The organism is Enterobacter cloacae complex sp. IR5412, from assembly GCF_049237385.1.
Classification (GTDB): Bacteria; Pseudomonadota; Gammaproteobacteria; order Enterobacterales; family Enterobacteriaceae; genus Enterobacter; species Enterobacter intestinihominis.
Map to the genome: position 1 here is coordinate 1 of NZ_JBMKHQ010000011.1, position 16,094 is coordinate 16,094.

Below are 16,094 nucleotides of genomic sequence, written 5' to 3' on the forward strand. Positions count from 1 at the left end.
GCGATTTACAGCCGGACCAGGGCATCGCTGACAGCCCTCAGTCATTTAGAAAGCAACTTTATTGCTTCTGCATAAAAAAATTACTGGGGATCCCTCAGCCCCGTGGGTGAGGGCATCAGACCGCATAATTACCGTAGGCCCGGTAAGCGAAGCGCCACCGGGCATTTTTCCAGCTCAGAGGTGGATCACCACCTCATCCCCCTCGGCTTTCACCACCACACCCCACTCGCTGCCCGCATATGAACCGCCTTTCACGCCGCCAACCTTTTGCACGTTGCGCAAGCAGACGGACCAGTTACGCGCCTCGCCTGTACCCGTAAAGGTCACGACGTCGCCCTGACGTGACGCCTTCAGCGTAAACACCACAGAACCGTCCGCCGCAGGCACTTCGCTTACCGCCGTTGCGCCATCGCTCAGGTTGAAGAGCTGGAAGGTTGTCCCCTCGTGCCACGCATAGTCCGGCTTCTGGTTATTATTGCCGAGCGCCAGCAGCGTGTTGTCGCGCACATAGACCGGCAGGCTCTGGAAATCGTGCTGCTGCTTATGCCAGCGGCTGCCCTCGATTTCATCGTTGTGCCACAGGTGCGTCCAGCGCCCTTCCGGCAGCCAGAACTGCACGTCGCCCGCCTCGGAGAACACCGGCGCCACCATCATCGAATCCCCCAGCATGTACTGGCGGTCGAGGTAATCGCACGCCGGATCGTCCGGGAACTCCAGCATCATCGCCCGCAGCATCGGCGTGCCGAACTCGTGGGCCAGCGCTGCCTGACGATACAGGTACGGCATCAGCTGGCATTTCAGCTGGGTGAAGTGGCGCACCACGTCGCAGGACTCATCATCGTACGCCCACGGCACGCGGTAGGATTTGCTGCCGTGCAGGCGGCTGTGGCTGGAGAACAGCCCGAACGCGCACCAGCGTTTGTAGACGTGCGCCGGAGCGGTGTTTTCGAACCCGCCGATATCGTGGCTCCAGAATCCGAAGCCGGACAGGCCAATCGACAGCCCGCCGCGCAGGCTTTCCGCCATCGATTCATAGTTGGCGTAGCAGTCGCCGCCCCAATGCACCGGGAACTGTTGCGCACCCACGGAGGCAGAACGGGCAAACAGCACCGCCTCTTCTTCTCCCACCGTCTCTTTCAGCACGTTCCACACCAGTTCGTTGTAGATGTAGGCGTAATGGTTGTGCATCTTCTGCGGATCGGAACCGTCAAACCACTGGACGTCCGTCGGGATACGCTCGCCGAAGTCGGTCTTGAAGCAGTCGACGCCGATCTCCACCAGGCCTTTCAGCTTGTCGGCGTACCACCGGCACGCGTCCGGGTTGGTGAAGTCGTAGATCGCCAGCCCCGGCTGCCATTTGTCCCACTGCCACAGGGTTCCGTCCGGGCGCTTCAGCAGGTAGCCCTTCTCTTTCAGCTCCCGGAAGATCGGCGATTTCTGGCCGATGTACGGGTTGATCCACACGCAGACCTTCAGCCCTTTCTCTTTCAGGCGGCGGATCATCCCTTCCGGATCCGGGAAGGTCACCGGGTCCCACTCGAAGTCGCACCACTGGAAGGCCTTCATCCAGAAGCAGTCGAAGTGGAACACGTGCAGCGGCAGGTCGCGCTCGGCCATGCCGTCGATAAAGCTGTTGACCGTCGCTTCGTCGTAGTTAGTGGTGAAGGAGGTGGTCAGCCACAGGCCGAACGACCACGCCGGCGGCAGCGCCGGACGCCCGGTGAACTGCGTATAGCGGTTTAATACCTCTTTTGGCGTCGGGCCGTCGATCACGAAGTACTCCAGATACTCCCCTTCCACGCTGAACTGCACTTTGGACACTTTCTCGGAGCCGACTTCAAACGAGACATTTTCCGGGTGATTCACCAGCACGCCATAACCACGGTTGGTCAGGTAGAACGGGATGTTTTTGTAGGACTGCTCGGTGCTGGTGCCGCCGTCGCGGTTCCAGGTTTCGACCGTCTGACCGTTGCGCACCAGGGCGGTAAAGCGCTCGCCCAGGCCATACACAGTTTCCCCCACGCCCAGATCCAGACGTTCAAACACATAGTTGCGATCGGTGTTGGTATCCTGCACGTAGCCGTTGTTTTTCAGCTGGCTGCCGGTAATGCGCTGGCCGTTGCGCAGGAAATCCAGCGCCCAGAACTCGCCTTTGGTGACGCGCACGCTGGCGCTGCCGCTTTTCAGCTCGGCAAACTCGGCGTTGTTTTCAATCTCTACCTTCACGTCTTTCAGAACGTTCAGAGGATAGTGCGGGCCTTTATTCAGCGCGCCCTGGAAGTGCTCGATGCGTACCCCGACAATCCCTTCCTGCGGGGCAAACAGGCGCACCGTGAACATCAACGTGTCGAGCTGCCAGGTGCGTTCGCGCACGTCACGCGGCGCCACATACACCACCAGGTCATTGCCCTGCTGCTCCACGTCGAACACCTGAACCGGATACGTCACGTTCAGGCCCGGTTGAATAAGCCAGTTTCCATCACTGATTTTCATGCTTTCGTCCTCTTAGTTCTGCAATTCTTTGCTGACCGGCAGGTTTTCAAACTCCTGCTGATTGCGGCGCGCACCCTGCGCCAGCTCGCGCAGGATTTTGGTCAGGAAGGGGGTTTTCAGCGTGTAGTAGCGTTTGGCGATAATGGCGCTCAGCACGTAGCAGATCGCCGGAGCCAGCGTAAACAGACCGATAATGATGCTGATGGTCGCGCTGTTCTGGGTTTTGGCTGCCGCGTCGTAGCCGCCGCCTGCCAGCATCCATCCGATCATCGCCCCGCCCAGCGCCAGGCCGAGCTTCAGCACGAACAGCGTGCCTGCAAAGCTGATGCCGGTCAGACGTTTGCCGTTGGTCCATTCGCCGTAGTCGACGGTATCGGACATCATTACCCACTGAATCGGCGTCACCAGTTGGTGCAGCACGCCGATAACGAAGATGAAGCCGAACATCAGCACGGTGGCATGCATCGGCACGAAGAACATCGCCACGCTGACCACCGCCAGCGCGGCGTTGGTCCACCAGAAGATGCTGACCTTGCACTTCCAGTCGGTGAGCGGTTTCGCCAGCGCCGAGCCAATCAGGTTGCCGACGCAGTAGGTGGTCAGGAACGCGACGAACACCTCCGGCGAGCCCATGATCCAGGTGCAGTAATACATCATCGCGCCGCCGCGCACGCAAACGGCGAGAATGTTGAGGATGGTCAGCACGCCGACGATGCGCCACTGGTCGTTTTGCCAGATATCACGCAGATCTTCACGCATGGAGGTGGTGCTCGGCGGCACCTGGATGCGCTCTTTGGTGGTGAAGAAGCAGAACGCCAGCATCAGGAACGCGACCACCGACAGCACGGCGATCCCGCCCTGGAAGCCGAATGCCTTATCGTCGCCGCCAATCAGGTTCACCAGCGGCATCATCAGCACCGTAGAGAGCATGCCGCCCGCCGTCGCCAGCACAAAGCGCCAGGACTGGAGGGAGATACGCTGCGTCGGGTCGTTGGTGATCACGCCGCCCAGCGCGCAGTACGGGATGTTGACCACGGTATAGAGCAGGGTCAGCAGGGTGTAGGTGATGGCGGCGTAAACCATTTTACCGTTGAGGCTGAGGTCCGGCGTGGTATACGCCAGCACGCAGACGATGCCGAACGGGATCGCGCCGAACAAAATCCACGGGCGGAACTTGCCCCAGCGGCTGCGGGTGCGGTCGGCAATCAGCCCCATGCACGGGTCGGAGATCGCATCCAGCGCGCGGGCCAGCAGGAACATGGTGCCGACAAACCCGGCGGGAATACCAAAAATATCGGTGTAGAAAAACATCATATAAAGCATGACGTTATCAAAAATGATATGGCTGGCGGCGTCTCCCATGCCGTAGCCAATCTTCTCTTTTACTGACAGTACTTCGCTCATATTTTTATCCTTCACGCTGTAGGGGGCGCTGAGACCGGTTGCATTGGTTTTAAACCATTGTTTCAGGAGCGGGTATTGCGTTTTCTGGTTAAGAGATTACGTTTCTTGTTTTTTGTGATCGGGATAAAAGTTGGTGAGCACGAAATGCTAACCTGAGGATTTTCTTAAGAATTAGCTGAAACAGGGGGGTTAAGGTCAAAAGAGAGGTGAAAAAAGTGGTGTGGGGTATGTGGTAAATGCCTGAAAGTAGCTATAATGCGCCCCGCCTCCATGTAGCAATGCAGGCGCGGAAGATCGTCATCTCCGGTGAGGTGGCTGGACTTCAAATCCAGTTGGGGACGCCAGCGTTCCCGGGCAGGTTCGACTCCTGTGATCTTCCGCCAAAAATACAGCTAAATCTACTTTCAGAGTTAATAACATGTATAAATATCTTCCCTCAGAAAGAATCGATATACTTGAAAATAACTTAATATGTTTTAATAACCCTTTAAATTTTAACGACCCATTTGAATTCAATACTTCTTTTAACTTTAGTAGCTTTGAATCCAATTTATACGATTCGTTAAGCACTGTAGACCTTCTCAAAGAATTTCCAGCTGAATTATTAAATCAGATTGAAAAACTGCCTAAAGAAATTGTTAGCAATATACTTAAAGATGCAAAAAAAACAATGCTCTCGATGTATAAAAAAGAAAAAGAAAATATAATAAGAGCAGCAGATACTACAATGCAAAGTTTTAACTCAAAGTTGATAGGAATAACGAGAATTCTATCATTAACAGAAACCCCTACGAATATTTTGATGTGGGGACACTACGCACAGGCCCACAGTGGGTTTATCATTGAGTTTGATATCAATCATCCATTTTTCTCACAACGTCGCGGCCAAAAAGGTGAATTTGGTTATTTACGAAAAGTTATATATCAGAAAGAATATCCATTCTTGGATCCATTCTCAGACGATCAAATAAATCATTTCCTAATAAAAAGCAAAGACTGGGAATATGAACATGAATGGCGAATGTTGTTACCACAGGCCAATTCTAGTAAAACAATTAATGTATGTGAAAAAGAATTTGATCTCTATGAACTACCATCCGATGCTATCAAAACGATAATTTTTGGTTGCAATACCTCAGAACATTTTAAAACTAAAATGTTCAGGTTAATAAGTTCACGAACCGACTATGAACATATCAGTTTTATACAGGCTAAAAAATCAAATTCAAGATTTGAGATTGTATTAGACCCGTTATAACTACTTTTTTAATCTATTTAATTCATTTCGACCTAAATTTTTTAACCAATTCCCCAAACTCATCCCTTCAGCCTTCGCCGCAGCCTCAAACTGCGCCTTCAACTCCGGCGTAATACGAATCTGAAAAGTTGGTGCTTTTCCAGATTTTGACTGATTAGGGTCGCGTTTAGCTGTTGACATGTACGTACCTACAAGAGCAAGATATCTTCATTGAGGTACGTACCTTATCATACGAAAACCTCAAATTGAAACGCCCTCGCCAGGTACTCGCAATACCGGACGAGAGCTAACCTCACCAACTATCAAGGAGTTGATTATGGCTGATTCGCATTCTACCCCAGACACCGACCAATCCGGAACCGAGCGTTCGTTAATTGTGGGATACCGCCCAAATGTTTACGACAAATCCACGCCGAAAATCATCCTTTCCGGTAAGTGGTTGCGCGCAGCGGGGTTTGATACCGGACAGCAGGTCACGGTAAAGGTCATGAAAGGATGCATCGTTCTGGTGGCGTATAACGAGCAGGAGCAGCGGTTGCAGGATGATTATAAACGGACGAAGGCGAAGCTTATTGAGATAGAGAACGCGCTTGCAGCGATCCAAATTCCGCATGCTGGAAAGCGCCTCGCAAAATCAAATACAAACCACCTGGCGTAGCGACTATTTCTGGCATACTACGAGCTTACAGACATTACCCTTATGAAGTATTTCTGATAAGGGTTAACGGGTCGAAAATGCAGTTGTTCGGTTTTATCGAACAACTGCCAGCGAGGCAGCCAAGTGAAAATCTTAAATGAAGTGATTGCGTCACGCTCACCGGAAAGCCAACAGCGCATTCAGGAGATGGCAGAGGAAATGTTCCTCGAAACCGGCCTGCAACTTCTGCGTGAAGAGCTCCAGCTCTCGCAAAAACATGTCGCCGATCTTATGGGCGTAAGTCAGCCTGCGGTAACACAGCTGGAGCAGCGTGGAAACGATCTGAAGATTGCTACGCTTAAGCGTTACATCGAAGCGATGGGCGGAAAACTTAGCATTAACGTGGAACTACCCACTGGCAAGCAGGTTGCGTTTCATCTCTAGCGCGATTGTATCTGTAGTTGATGGCGCAACTATATAAGCCGCATTTTACATCCACCTCAGAAAATTAATTCTGCGACGTGCGCCACACCCCAGGCGTACAACCGTACTCCGTCTGAAAATGACGAATAAAGTGCGCGCAGTCGCTGAATCCCATCCGCTGCGCAATATCCGTCACGCTTTGCTGCGAGTTCTTCAGCAGCCAGCAAGCATAGCGCAGTCTGGCGCTGCGGATAAATTCGCGGGCCGTTTTGCCGAATTCTGCGTGGAACAGACGGTTGAGCTGGCGTTCACTCAATGCCACTTCTCGCGCAAGCCCGGCGGTAGTGAGCGGCCGGGTCAGGAACTGTTCTATCAGCATGACGGCGCGGCGCAACCGCGAGTCAGGGATAAGCGCAAAATTCGCCGGACGTGGGGTGGCAATTTCATGCGGAACGAGCGACAAACGCTGACAGGTGGTGCTGGCGATATCATCCCCGGCATGGGCGCGGATAAGCTCAGTTGCCAGCGTCAGGGTGGAAATACCGCCCGGGCAGGTCAGCACATCGCCATCGTCGATGAAATCATACCCTTGCTCAGCATAAACCAGCGGGAAAGCCTGCCGAAATGCATCAAGGTGGAAAGGATGGATGGACGCTCGTCGTTCATTCAGCAATCCTTCCTGTGCGAGGACAAAACTGCCGGTGCCAATGCCAATGAGCGGAACCCCGGCATGGTGGGCATGTGCCAGATACGCTTTATCCCCCTGATACCCTAAGTCCAGATACTGCAATTCACCGCCGATAACAGCAAGGTAGTTAAAACTGTCCGGCGGCCCATGGGGAGAATCCGGCCTCATGATAATCCCCGCATTGCTGATAATCGGGATATCAGGAAATTCACTTATCAGGCTGATTTTAAATGCTAATTTATCCTGCGCTTTCGCTGCATAACGCAGCGCTTCCAGCAATCCAGATACCGCCAGAAGTGAATAACGGGGCCATAATATCAACCCAATATGCAGACACTTTTCCGGTACTGATTTCCCCCCATCGGAGGAGTCAAATACACTTTTCATTTACTTGCCAAATTTAAAATTAATTACATTATCGCAACATGATCTGTCGCACTTTATATTTCTAAGATAATCCTGATATTTTAAATCAAGCATAAATGAGACGGGAGGAAAATATAATGCTTTTCTCGTTTACATCATTCTTTTTTTGAACCACGACACACATATGTCGGTAATGTTCCTAAGGTAAAGATATAGTTACCATTATGTTGTTCATTGATACGCATATAAATACTCTTGCCCGGATAGACAAAAAATTGCGGTTCATATTTTTCCAGCCAGCTGTCTTCGACATTATCGTCCGGGAAAGTCATATTTTTTTCTGACGTCAGCAAATAGAGGCGATCTTTTCTCTCCACCCGAAAGGAAATTTTCCTGTCAATGGTTTTACCCGGATCGCTCTTTGCCCGGCCATTCATGCTCAGGGTGCCGAATTTCCCGTCGAAGGTGTAATTCAGCCAGACCGTCAGCGTCTCATCCGGATGGTGCTGTACCAGATTAGCCTGGCATGAAAAAGGCTGAACGTAAGATCGGTGCCACAGGTAATAGCCCGTCAGCACGCCTGCCGTGACGAGGCCCGTCACGATGACATACAGCATCTGCCGAAAACGAGTCATGCTAGCTATCCTTCAGGAAATAATCAGATATACAGCGGTTCGGTTCTTTCATTGGCCGGTCGCAGCGAATAACCGACGCACGAGGAAGCAGGGCGTACCAGCTGATGTAAACCCAGGGATATTGCGCGCATTCAGCCTTGAATTGTTCTACATAGGTCAGCGCGGAAGCGCGTTCAGCGTGAGTCTGAATGTCGTTCGCAAGATAAACGCGACAGGCCCCGACGGATGCCGCAAAACGGTAATCCTCAACAAAACGGTTTTCCCTGGCGTTCATATATCCCGTCACGCCTCCCACGGCCAGGATGATCAACAGCCCCATGACGACAGCCAGCCAGCGCGTGGACTTCCTGGCAACGGGCGCTGCTGGCGCGGAGGATGCAGAGACCTCCTCGATCGCTGGCACCTCCTCACATTGTCCCTCTGCGGGTTGAGGCGCGACAGGCGAAGGCTCTCTGACGGTTATTTGCGTGTCGCTTGCCAGCGTCAGCCCAATACGGGGAATGGTAACGATAGGGTCAGTTTCAAAACCAATCTTTTTGAGCCCTTTGCGCAGAATTGAGATGTTCTGGTAATAGGTATTGGAGGAGACAAGCATGCCGCGGCTTTGCCAGACAATATCAAGGAACTCTTGCTGAGTGACAATCGACCCCGCTCTGTCGATTAATAACAACAGGCATCGGCCTGCTGGCGAATTTAACACAACCACACGGTCAGGATTGTTGATATCACGTAACGTGCTGGCTGCAGGATGAAATTCGACGATATTATTTATAATGTAATGCTTATGCATAGGGGCAGTATGAATTCTCCGGTTAACAGATGTTGAACCTGAGTCACCGCATGTATGTGATGACATTCGCGTCGGGATTAATGTGACTGATTAACGGCATGCTGTATATCTTCGCCATTGGCGAAAAATCTTAATTTATATTTCATCCCTTAAACTTCACTGAACCTGCATAAGAACTCAACCCTTGTAGAATGCGGCTTGCAGAGCCGCTTCATCCGCGATCATCCTCATTATGATGTTTTGTGAAGTGAATTTCCGCTCCACAGAAGTATCTGACTATCGACAGCATCTCTTTTATAAGAGCCTCTCCTTTTGGCGCACTCCTCGCCTCTTGACATTGACAAATATCTACATAAAAAAACATTGTACGCCACGGACATGCGTGTCTGAAATATTCAGTACTCTTAAGCCTTAAGTTTTCTCAACCCGACCAATATCAATAAGTTATATGGTTTTTGTATGCTTTTCAGCCACCTCTCTATCAGTTTTTATCGATGATAACATTCGTAAATTGTTATTCCCCGTCAGCAACTTCACACCCGCACTGACACCAGACGACAAACTCCTTACAAAACATTTATCAAAGCTAAATTTTCATTAAAAATAGCGGCTATCATAATTTACAGAAAGCGAAGCGGAATAAGACCAATCAGAGGGAAGCGTCGTAACCGGTCTCGATCTTAGTAATTAATACAATTTTAGATTAATTCAGATTACCTCTTTATTGGCCGACGTATAGTAGGCCTACACTATGCAATACGTCATTGCTTCGAGAATACTGGCGATACCCTTATAAATAATTCGCCTGATTACTATTATAAATCGAGGAATAACATGACGAACAATAACCAAATAACACAGCATATTACTGTTGCATTGATGGGCGGCGATCATTATGCAAGAAACGGCATTAAAACGTTATTACGCAGCATCCGCGACGACCTTCACATCATTATCATAGAAGGAGGTTATCAGGAACTGGATAAGGCGCTGTCGTCGATTCGTATCGATATCTTATTTATATCCGGCGCAGAGAAATACCATACAGGGTATGGCTCACTGAAATATTTAAAAAAAATCAAAGCCACGCATCCAGAGGTGATTATCTGCCTGTATTCAACCTATGCCCATTCCCTGTTATGGGCCAGGGAAGATATTGATGCCTATATCTCGCTACAGAACACGGTTTATCAGTGGCGGATAAAGCTAGCAAAAATGGTCGATAGCCATTATCGGCCCCAAAAGCAGCCAGCGGCGTTATCGCTGACGCCTGGAGAAAGGAGGGTATTAAAGAAACTCAGGAACGGACTAGATATACGTTACATCGCAGAACTGGAGAAACTTTCTTATCGCCGCGTGAGCGCTTTAAAAAGCTCAGCGATAAGAAAACTCGGGCTCAGGAATAAGACAGATTTGCTGGTCTTTTTAACCAGTTAGACCTGCCGCTTTCAGAGCAAATCTCGTAATAAAAAAACCAAGGAACCATGAAATGAAAGCACGCCTTACTTGCCAATCTCTGCTGGCATTAAGCATTGCCGCCCTGCTGCCAGCGGGCTCAGCACTGGCCACCACCACCAGCGGCGGCACGGTTAACTTTAGCGGTAAAGTGGTGACCTCCGCCTGTGCCATCAGCGCCGGTAGCGCGAATATCGACGTCGACATGGGTGAAGTGCGTACCGCCACGCTGGCTGCCGCAGGCAGTGAAGCCAGTACCGCAAAAGCCTTCTCCATCACGCTGGAGGATTGCGAAATCGCCGATACCTCCGCGTCCACGGAAGATAACCCCATTGCCGCAACGACCGTGGCTATCACCTTCACCGGTACGCCGGACAGTACCGATGTGAATAGCCTGGCTGCGGGAGTAAACGGCGGCGCGGGCTCGGCGCAGCATGTCGCTATCCGTCTTTATGATGAACAGGGCAACGTCGTCAGGCTGGGTGAGCCGGCAGTAGCGATCCCCCTGCGTGCGGGGGCGAACACCCTGAACTTCAGCGCGAAATATTACTCCCCACTGGGCAACGCCACGGCGGGTGATGCCAGCGCGGTCGCAACCTACACCGTGACCTATTCGTAATCTTCAGGCCCGGTCTGCTGGCCGGGTCTGACTCAGCTTTCAGGAGACGCACAATGCGCGTAAACACATGGATTTGTCTGGCTGGCACGTTATGTTCATCCGCCGTGTATGCAGGCGGCGTGGGGTTGGGTGCAACGCGGCTGGTCTACGCAGGCGCGACGACGCAGACGATGATGCAGGTAAGAAATACCCACCCTGATGCCACGTTCCTGATCCAGTCATGGATGGAAGACGAGAAAGGGAGCCGTACCAACGACTTCGTCATCACGCCGCCGCTGTACGTCATGAAGCCCGCCAGCGAAAGCGCGGTGAAAATCATGTTCAGCGGCAACGCACTGCCAGCCGATCGCGAAACGCTGTACTGGATGACGGTCAAAGCTATCCCACAGCAGGTTAAAAACGGTTCCGGCAATTCGCTGCAATTCGCCTCTGCCAACCGCATCAAGGTCTTTTATCGCCCTGAGTCGCTTCGGGAAGGCGCAGGAGAGGCATGGAAAAACCTTGCAGGCGCCTACCGCGCGGGCAAGGTCACGCTGACCAACCCAACGCCGTATTACCTCACCACCATTAACCTGAAAATTGATGGCAGGCCGGTGTCGCCCGTCATGGTGCCGCCGAAAGCCAGCGTGACGCTGGCAGACACCTTCAGCCATGCGAGCAGCATGAGCTACCAGACGATTAACGATTATGGGGCCTGGACGCCCGTCACCCGCACGTCATTGTCCCAATAATAAAAACAGTAAGGCGTGACCACATGAAAATTAAAATCCTGTGCGCCACGGCGATCGCCCTGGTGATTCGGCAAGCCGTGGCTGCCGAAAGCGAGCTGCACTTTAATCCTGCGTTTCTTAACGGCGAACAGGCAAACAGCGCCGACCTCGCCTGGGTCAACGCCGGGAGCGCGTTGCCGCCGGGCGAGTACAATCTTAACGTGTATATCAACACCCAGTTCGCGTTCACAGGTAACGTCACGTTTCGCGCCGCTGAAAACACCGCCGGTGAAGCCCTGCCGTGCCTTACGCCTGCGCAATTCGCCGCACTTGGCATCGACAGCCGTCAGGCGAAAGGGGGTGAGCTGTCGCCTGCGCAGCGCTGCATTTTTTTAACCCGGTCGTTCGCCGATACCCGGTTTGATTTTGACCAGAGGACGCTTACCCTCAACTTCACCGTACCGCAAAGCGCGATGCGCGCTCTGCCGCGCGGGTACGTCAGCCCGGAGAGCTGGGAATCCGGCATCCCTGCCGCGTGGCTGAACTATGTGGTCAATGGCGCGAATAATGACTACCGGGGCGAGACGCGCACGCGGGAACAACAGCTGTTTGTGAGCCTGAACAGCGGCGCCAACCTGGGCGCATGGCGGCTGCGTGATTTCACCACGTGGACCAAAGAGAGTAACGAGCTCACCCACGTCCAGACCTGGCTACAGCGGGATATCCGCGCCCTGCGTGCCCAGGTTTATGCCGGTGAAACGTTCACCTCATCGCAGGTGTTTGACGCCGTTGGCCTGCGTGGGATTGCCCTGAAGACCGATGACAATATGTTGCCCGCCAGCCTGAGCGGTTACGCGCCTGAAGTGCGCGGCATTGCGCGCAGCAATGCCACGGTGACGGTTCGCCAGAACGGTAACGTTATCTATCAAACCTCCGTTCCGCCGGGGGCGTTTGTGCTGAAAGATCTCTATCCGACCTCTTCCGGCGGCGATCTCGCGGTCACCATTCAGGAGAGCGACGGCAGCCAGACGCAATACACCCTGCCCTTTGCCAGCGTGCCGAATCTGGTGCGTAACGGTCAGGTCAAATATGCTCTGGGGGCCGGGAAATACCGCCCTGCGGGCAATCAGATCTCGCCCTCCTTCGCGCAGGGCGAGCTGTTCCTGGGCTGGCGATACGGTCTCACGTTTTATGGCGGGGCGCAGTTTTCCGATCGCTACAACGGCCTGGCCTTCGGTATCGGGCAGAATCTCGGCCGCTTTGGCGCCTACTCCCTCGACCTTACCCATGCCCGCAGCCAGCTGGCTGATAATCAGCACTACACCGGGGATTCGGTACGCCTGCGGTACAGCAAGCTGCTGAACGATATCGGTACGCGGGTCAATTTCTTCTCGCTGCGTTACTCAACGGCAGGGTTTTATACCCTCAGCGATACCACTTACAAAGGCATGGCGGGCGGAGCGCCAGAACAGACCGTGGAAGACGATGGCACCGTCACCACTCACTACGACACGGTTTACAACCTGCATATGTCGCGTAAAGCAAAAAATCAGCTGCTGTTGTCGCAGCCGATGGGCGAATACGGCGCGCTGTCGCTGTCCTGGGATCAACAAACCTACTGGAATACGTCAAAAACCACGCAAAGTTTGCAGTTCGCGTGGAACGCAACGTTTCGTAATCTGTCGCTTGGCATCAGCGCCCAGCGTAGCTCTAGCCTGTACGACAACAAGAAAGACAATATCCTTGCGTTGTCCCTGTCGGTGCCGCTGAGTAACCCGGCGCTGTCGACCCGCCTCCGTTTTACCGCTACCCATGCGGATCCCGCTGGCACCACCGCGAGTACCGGTGTCAGTGGTTATCTGCCAGGACAGGAGAATCTTTTCTATAGCGTCAACCAGCGCTACAGCGCGCAGCAGCACTACGGCGGCGATGCCGCGCTGCAATACGAGGGCGCGTGGGGAGACTATAACCTGGGCTACAGCTACGCCGGTGACTCCCGCAACCTCAGCTACGGGATGAGCGGCGGTGCGGTGCTGCATGAGGATGGCCTGACGCTGAGCCAGCCGCTCGGGAACACCAATATCCTGGTGAAAGCCCCGGGCGCCAGCCATGTCGCCGTGCTCAACCACAAGGGCATCAAAACCGACAGCCGGGGCTATGCGGTGATCCCGTACGCCACGCCGTATCGCGTTAATCAGGTTGCGCTGGATGTCACCACCGTGGGCAATGACGTGGAGCTTGAGAACGCCATCGCCAATAAAATCCCCACCGACGGGGCACTGGTTCGCGCCACCCTCACCACGCGTCAGGGGGCAAAAGCGATGTTTATCGTGCGTCACGCTAAAGACGTGCTCCCCTTCGGCACGCTGGTCTCGTCAGAGGATGACAACGCCAGCGGTATCGTCGGCGATGGCGGCAGCGTGTATCTGACCGGCCTGTCAGCGAAGGGAACATTGCATGCCGTATGGGGACGCGACAGCGCCCAGCGCTGCACGATCCGCTATGCGTTGAACCCGAAAAATTATCAGGCCCGCACCGGGCTGTATTCCCAGGAGGTCATATGTCAGTAACCGTCCGGTTTCTCCCCCTGATCCTGCTGATGTTCATCACCGTCCCCGTACGCGGCTATGACGTGCTGGTTTCCGTGACCGGCAACGTGATCGGCAATACCTGTATTGTCTCGGAAGATTCGAAGGAGCAAAACGTGCCGCTGGGCACCCTCGGCGTGAAGCAATTTAGCGAGGCGGGCGCGGTCAGCAATATCAAAACGCCCTTCACGCTCACCCTTGAAGCATGCGGCCCCACCTTTGCTGGCGTGAAAATCCGCTTCAGCGGTACGCCGGATGACGAGAACCCGCAGCTTCTGAAAGTCGCTGACGGCGGCGCGACCGGCGTGGCAGTGCAGATACTGGATAAAGACAGCGTACTTATCCCGCTGGACACCCAAACCGCTGCTTACGGCGCGGCGGGGGATGACAGCGTAAAAATGACCTTCTATGCGCGACTGGCCGCCACGGGTGCGCCGGTCAATGCCGGAGACGTTTCGGCAGTGGCGACCTGGACGACGGAGTATCAATAATGCGTTTACTGTTTTTAGGCCTGTTTTTCATGTCCTCTCAGGCGCTTGCCCTCTCCTGGACATCGGATATCACCCTTTCGCCCACGCCCATGTCGTGGTCCGGCCCGGCAGACTCCATCGTGCCTGGAAAGACGATCGGCTCTGAATGGAGCGCCTCTGCGAGCGTCTCGGAAGTGTTCTGGTGCGGCCTGGTATTTACCTGCTCCAAAGGGACGCTGGAGCCGAGCAGCAGCGTAACGGCCACCGGCATCACGGTTATTCTTGATGGCGCCAGTTACATGGTATTTGAAACGGGCGTGCCCGGCATCGGCTTCATTCTTGGGCTTAAAGATTATAACGGCACCACCTATGTCCCGATGCAGACGGGCATTACGCAGAGTTATCCGGCCGACGGGACTAACGGTTACGCCTCCACACTGGGCTGGTCGGCAAAAGTGACGTTTATCAAGACCGGCGTTCCGCTGAAATCCGGCGTATACCAGACCCCCACCATTAATGCGGCGATCCTGACGGCCTATAACAACGAAGTGAAAACCGCGCAGGTGATCATCAACCCGACCACCATCACGGTGACGGCAAGCGGCTGCACGGTAGGCACGAAAAGCGCCAACGTCGACCTGGGCACCATTGATGTTCACACGCTACCCAGCGTAGGCAGCACCTCGCCATCGGAGGCGTTTAACGTCAGCCTGACCTGCGATGAGAACGTGGCGGTTAACGCAGTAATGACCGATCAGACCACGCCGTCAAATACCTCGTCGGTCGTGACGCTGACCGGGGACTCCACGGCCTCCGGCATTGGCGTGCAGTTTTTCTATAACGGTACCGGGCCGCTGATGATGGGGCCAGACAGCTCGGCCGCAGGCACGACGGGACAGTTTTTCATCCAGACCACCAGCGCAGCACAAACGCTATCGCTGCCGTTCCAGGCGCAGTACATCCGAACCGGAGAGCTGGTCCCCGGCTCGGCTAACGCCCTGGCGAGCATTACGTTTTCGTATCAGTAGGTCAGTGTTTAACCCACACCAGCTGATCGACCCGGAATCCCAGATCGCGTGCGGTATTCAGGTAGTCCTGTTTTACCGCCTCCGGAATGGTCGGGGTGCGCGATAAAATCCACAGGTAGTCGCGGTTCGGGCCGCTGACCAGCGCGTACTGGTACTTATCGTCCAGCTTGATCACGTTATAGCCGCCGTAGAACGGGCCGAAGAACGATACCTTCAGCGCAGCCGTAGTCGGTTCGCCGGTAAAGTACGCCTTTCCTTCGCTCTCATTCCACTTGTTCTTCACCGGATCATAGCCACGATTCAGTACGCTGATACCGCCATCGCTGCGCTTGCCGTACGTCGCGGTCACCTGTTCCAGACCGCGCTCGAAGCGATTTTCCAGTCGGGCGACTTCATACCATTTGCCGAGATAGCGGCTGGCATCAAAGCCGGTAATGGGCTGCACGCCTTTCGGCGGCGTGGGAGATTTACAGGCAACCAGCGTCAGCGCAATGGCGACACCGGTAACGACAGGCCATAGCCTCATGAGA

The 16,094-nt window shown here is 53.8% G+C and carries 16 protein-coding genes and 1 tRNA gene; 10 read left to right on the top strand and 7 right to left on the bottom strand.

Annotated elements, in window-relative coordinates:
* Window positions 1-174: 174 nt before the first annotated feature.
* On the bottom strand, window positions 175-2,493 hold the full coding sequence (gene yicI / locus ACOTX2_RS17840; protein WP_063148177.1) for an alpha-xylosidase: 2,319 nt from the start codon (window positions 2,491-2,493) through the stop codon (window positions 175-177).
* 12 nt (window positions 2,494-2,505) lie between these two features.
* Window positions 2,506-3,897, bottom strand: coding sequence for a glycoside-pentoside-hexuronide family transporter (locus tag ACOTX2_RS17845; protein ID WP_015570055.1), 1,392 nt, complete (start codon window positions 3,895-3,897; stop codon window positions 2,506-2,508).
* A gap of 288 nt (window positions 3,898-4,185) precedes the next feature.
* On the opposite strand from ACOTX2_RS17845, the gene ACOTX2_RS17850 reads away from it, so the two are divergent.
* Window positions 4,186-4,280 (top strand) — tRNA-Sec (locus tag ACOTX2_RS17850).
* 35 nt (window positions 4,281-4,315) lie between these two features.
* Window positions 4,316-5,155, top strand: a complete 840-nt coding sequence (locus ACOTX2_RS17855; RefSeq protein ID WP_032626610.1) for a DUF2971 domain-containing protein — start codon at window positions 4,316-4,318, stop codon at window positions 5,153-5,155.
* On the opposite strand, the gene ACOTX2_RS17860 is transcribed toward ACOTX2_RS17855, so the two are convergent.
* Window positions 5,156-5,335: a toxin-antitoxin system HicB family antitoxin gene (locus tag ACOTX2_RS17860; protein WP_071785192.1), complete on the bottom strand. Its 180-nt coding sequence runs from the start codon at window positions 5,333-5,335 to the stop codon at window positions 5,156-5,158.
* A 136-nt stretch (window positions 5,336-5,471) separates the two neighbouring features.
* Between ACOTX2_RS17860 and ACOTX2_RS17865 the strand changes: the two genes are divergently transcribed.
* On the top strand, window positions 5,472-5,813 hold the full coding sequence (locus ACOTX2_RS17865; protein WP_022646609.1) for a SymE family type I addiction module toxin: 342 nt from the start codon (window positions 5,472-5,474) through the stop codon (window positions 5,811-5,813).
* A 123-nt stretch (window positions 5,814-5,936) separates the two neighbouring features.
* Window positions 5,937-6,236 carry a helix-turn-helix domain-containing protein gene (locus tag ACOTX2_RS17870; protein ID WP_063148178.1) on the top strand — a complete coding sequence of 100 codons (300 nt, stop codon included), beginning with the start codon at window positions 5,937-5,939 and terminating at the stop codon, window positions 6,234-6,236.
* A gap of 64 nt (window positions 6,237-6,300) precedes the next feature.
* Here the strand turns inward: ACOTX2_RS17870 and ACOTX2_RS17875 are convergent, their stop codons facing one another.
* The 3 genes from ACOTX2_RS17875 to ACOTX2_RS17885 form a co-directional block, all read right to left on the bottom strand.
* On the bottom strand, window positions 6,301-7,182 hold the full coding sequence (locus ACOTX2_RS17875; RefSeq protein ID WP_032622044.1) for a GlxA family transcriptional regulator: 882 nt from the start codon (window positions 7,180-7,182) through the stop codon (window positions 6,301-6,303).
* Window positions 7,183-7,424: 242 nt separating this feature from the next.
* Entirely contained in the window at window positions 7,425-7,904 is a 480-nt protein-coding gene (locus ACOTX2_RS17880; protein ID WP_022646606.1) for a hypothetical protein, read from the bottom strand.
* 1 nt (window position 7,905) lies between these two features.
* Entirely contained in the window at window positions 7,906-8,694 is a 789-nt protein-coding gene (locus ACOTX2_RS17885; protein WP_063148179.1) for a winged helix-turn-helix domain-containing protein, read from the bottom strand.
* A gap of 834 nt (window positions 8,695-9,528) precedes the next feature.
* On the opposite strand from ACOTX2_RS17885, the gene ACOTX2_RS17890 reads away from it, so the two are divergent.
* Genes ACOTX2_RS17890 through ACOTX2_RS17915 form a run of 6 tightly spaced genes read left to right on the top strand, consistent with a single transcriptional unit; the run spans window position 9,529 to window position 15,564 of the window.
* Entirely contained in the window at window positions 9,529-10,131 is a 603-nt protein-coding gene (locus ACOTX2_RS17890; protein ID WP_063148180.1) for a helix-turn-helix domain-containing protein, read from the top strand.
* Window positions 10,132-10,183: 52 nt separating this feature from the next.
* Window positions 10,184-10,768: a fimbrial protein gene (locus ACOTX2_RS17895; RefSeq protein ID WP_063148181.1), complete on the top strand. Its 585-nt coding sequence runs from the start codon at window positions 10,184-10,186 to the stop codon at window positions 10,766-10,768.
* Window positions 10,769-10,821: 53 nt separating this feature from the next.
* Entirely contained in the window at window positions 10,822-11,499 is a 678-nt protein-coding gene (locus tag ACOTX2_RS17900; RefSeq protein WP_022646602.1) for a fimbrial biogenesis chaperone, read from the top strand.
* 23 nt (window positions 11,500-11,522) lie between these two features.
* The gene (locus ACOTX2_RS17905; RefSeq protein ID WP_063148182.1) at window positions 11,523-14,048 is read left to right on the top strand and encodes a fimbria/pilus outer membrane usher protein; all 2,526 of its coding nucleotides are present in this window, start codon (window positions 11,523-11,525) and stop codon (window positions 14,046-14,048) included.
* Window positions 14,039-14,557, top strand: coding sequence for a fimbrial protein (locus ACOTX2_RS17910; RefSeq protein WP_063148183.1), 519 nt, complete (start codon window positions 14,039-14,041; stop codon window positions 14,555-14,557). Before ACOTX2_RS17905 ends, ACOTX2_RS17910 begins: the two co-directional genes overlap by 10 nt.
* Window positions 14,557-15,564, top strand: a complete 1,008-nt coding sequence (locus ACOTX2_RS17915) for a fimbrial protein (RefSeq protein WP_063148184.1) — start codon at window positions 14,557-14,559, stop codon at window positions 15,562-15,564. Before ACOTX2_RS17910 ends, ACOTX2_RS17915 begins: the two co-directional genes overlap by 1 nt.
* A 1-nt stretch (window position 15,565) precedes the next feature.
* Here the strand turns inward: ACOTX2_RS17915 and ACOTX2_RS17920 are convergent, their stop codons facing one another.
* On the bottom strand, window positions 15,566-16,090 hold the full coding sequence (locus tag ACOTX2_RS17920; protein ID WP_022646598.1) for a lipocalin family protein: 525 nt from the start codon (window positions 16,088-16,090) through the stop codon (window positions 15,566-15,568).
* Between the last annotated feature and the right edge of the window lie 4 nt (window positions 16,091-16,094).

Excerpts from the sequence above, each read along its gene's own strand:
- yicI (WP_063148177.1), bottom strand. The coding sequence starts at position 2,493 with ATGAAAATCAGTGATGGAAACTGGCTTATTCAACCGGGCCTGAACGTG.
- ACOTX2_RS17845 (WP_015570055.1), bottom strand. The coding sequence starts at position 3,897 with ATGAGCGAAGTACTGTCAGTAAAAGAGAAGATTGGCTACGGCATGGGA.
- ACOTX2_RS17855 (WP_032626610.1), top strand. The coding sequence starts at position 4,316 with ATGTATAAATATCTTCCCTCAGAAAGAATCGATATACTTGAAAATAAC.
- ACOTX2_RS17860 (WP_071785192.1), bottom strand. The coding sequence starts at position 5,335 with ATGTCAACAGCTAAACGCGACCCTAATCAGTCAAAATCTGGAAAAGCA.
- ACOTX2_RS17865 (WP_022646609.1), top strand. The coding sequence starts at position 5,472 with ATGGCTGATTCGCATTCTACCCCAGACACCGACCAATCCGGAACCGAG.
- ACOTX2_RS17880 (WP_022646606.1), bottom strand. The coding sequence starts at position 7,904 with ATGACTCGTTTTCGGCAGATGCTGTATGTCATCGTGACGGGCCTCGTC.
- ACOTX2_RS17885 (WP_063148179.1), bottom strand. The coding sequence starts at position 8,694 with ATGCATAAGCATTACATTATAAATAATATCGTCGAATTTCATCCTGCA.
- ACOTX2_RS17890 (WP_063148180.1), top strand. The coding sequence starts at position 9,529 with ATGACGAACAATAACCAAATAACACAGCATATTACTGTTGCATTGATG.
- ACOTX2_RS17895 (WP_063148181.1), top strand. The coding sequence starts at position 10,184 with ATGAAAGCACGCCTTACTTGCCAATCTCTGCTGGCATTAAGCATTGCC.
- ACOTX2_RS17900 (WP_022646602.1), top strand. The coding sequence starts at position 10,822 with ATGCGCGTAAACACATGGATTTGTCTGGCTGGCACGTTATGTTCATCC.
- ACOTX2_RS17905 (WP_063148182.1), top strand. The coding sequence starts at position 11,523 with ATGAAAATTAAAATCCTGTGCGCCACGGCGATCGCCCTGGTGATTCGG.
- ACOTX2_RS17910 (WP_063148183.1), top strand. The coding sequence starts at position 14,039 with ATGTCAGTAACCGTCCGGTTTCTCCCCCTGATCCTGCTGATGTTCATC.
- ACOTX2_RS17915 (WP_063148184.1), top strand. The coding sequence starts at position 14,557 with ATGCGTTTACTGTTTTTAGGCCTGTTTTTCATGTCCTCTCAGGCGCTT.
- ACOTX2_RS17920 (WP_022646598.1), bottom strand. The coding sequence starts at position 16,090 with ATGAGGCTATGGCCTGTCGTTACCGGTGTCGCCATTGCGCTGACGCTG.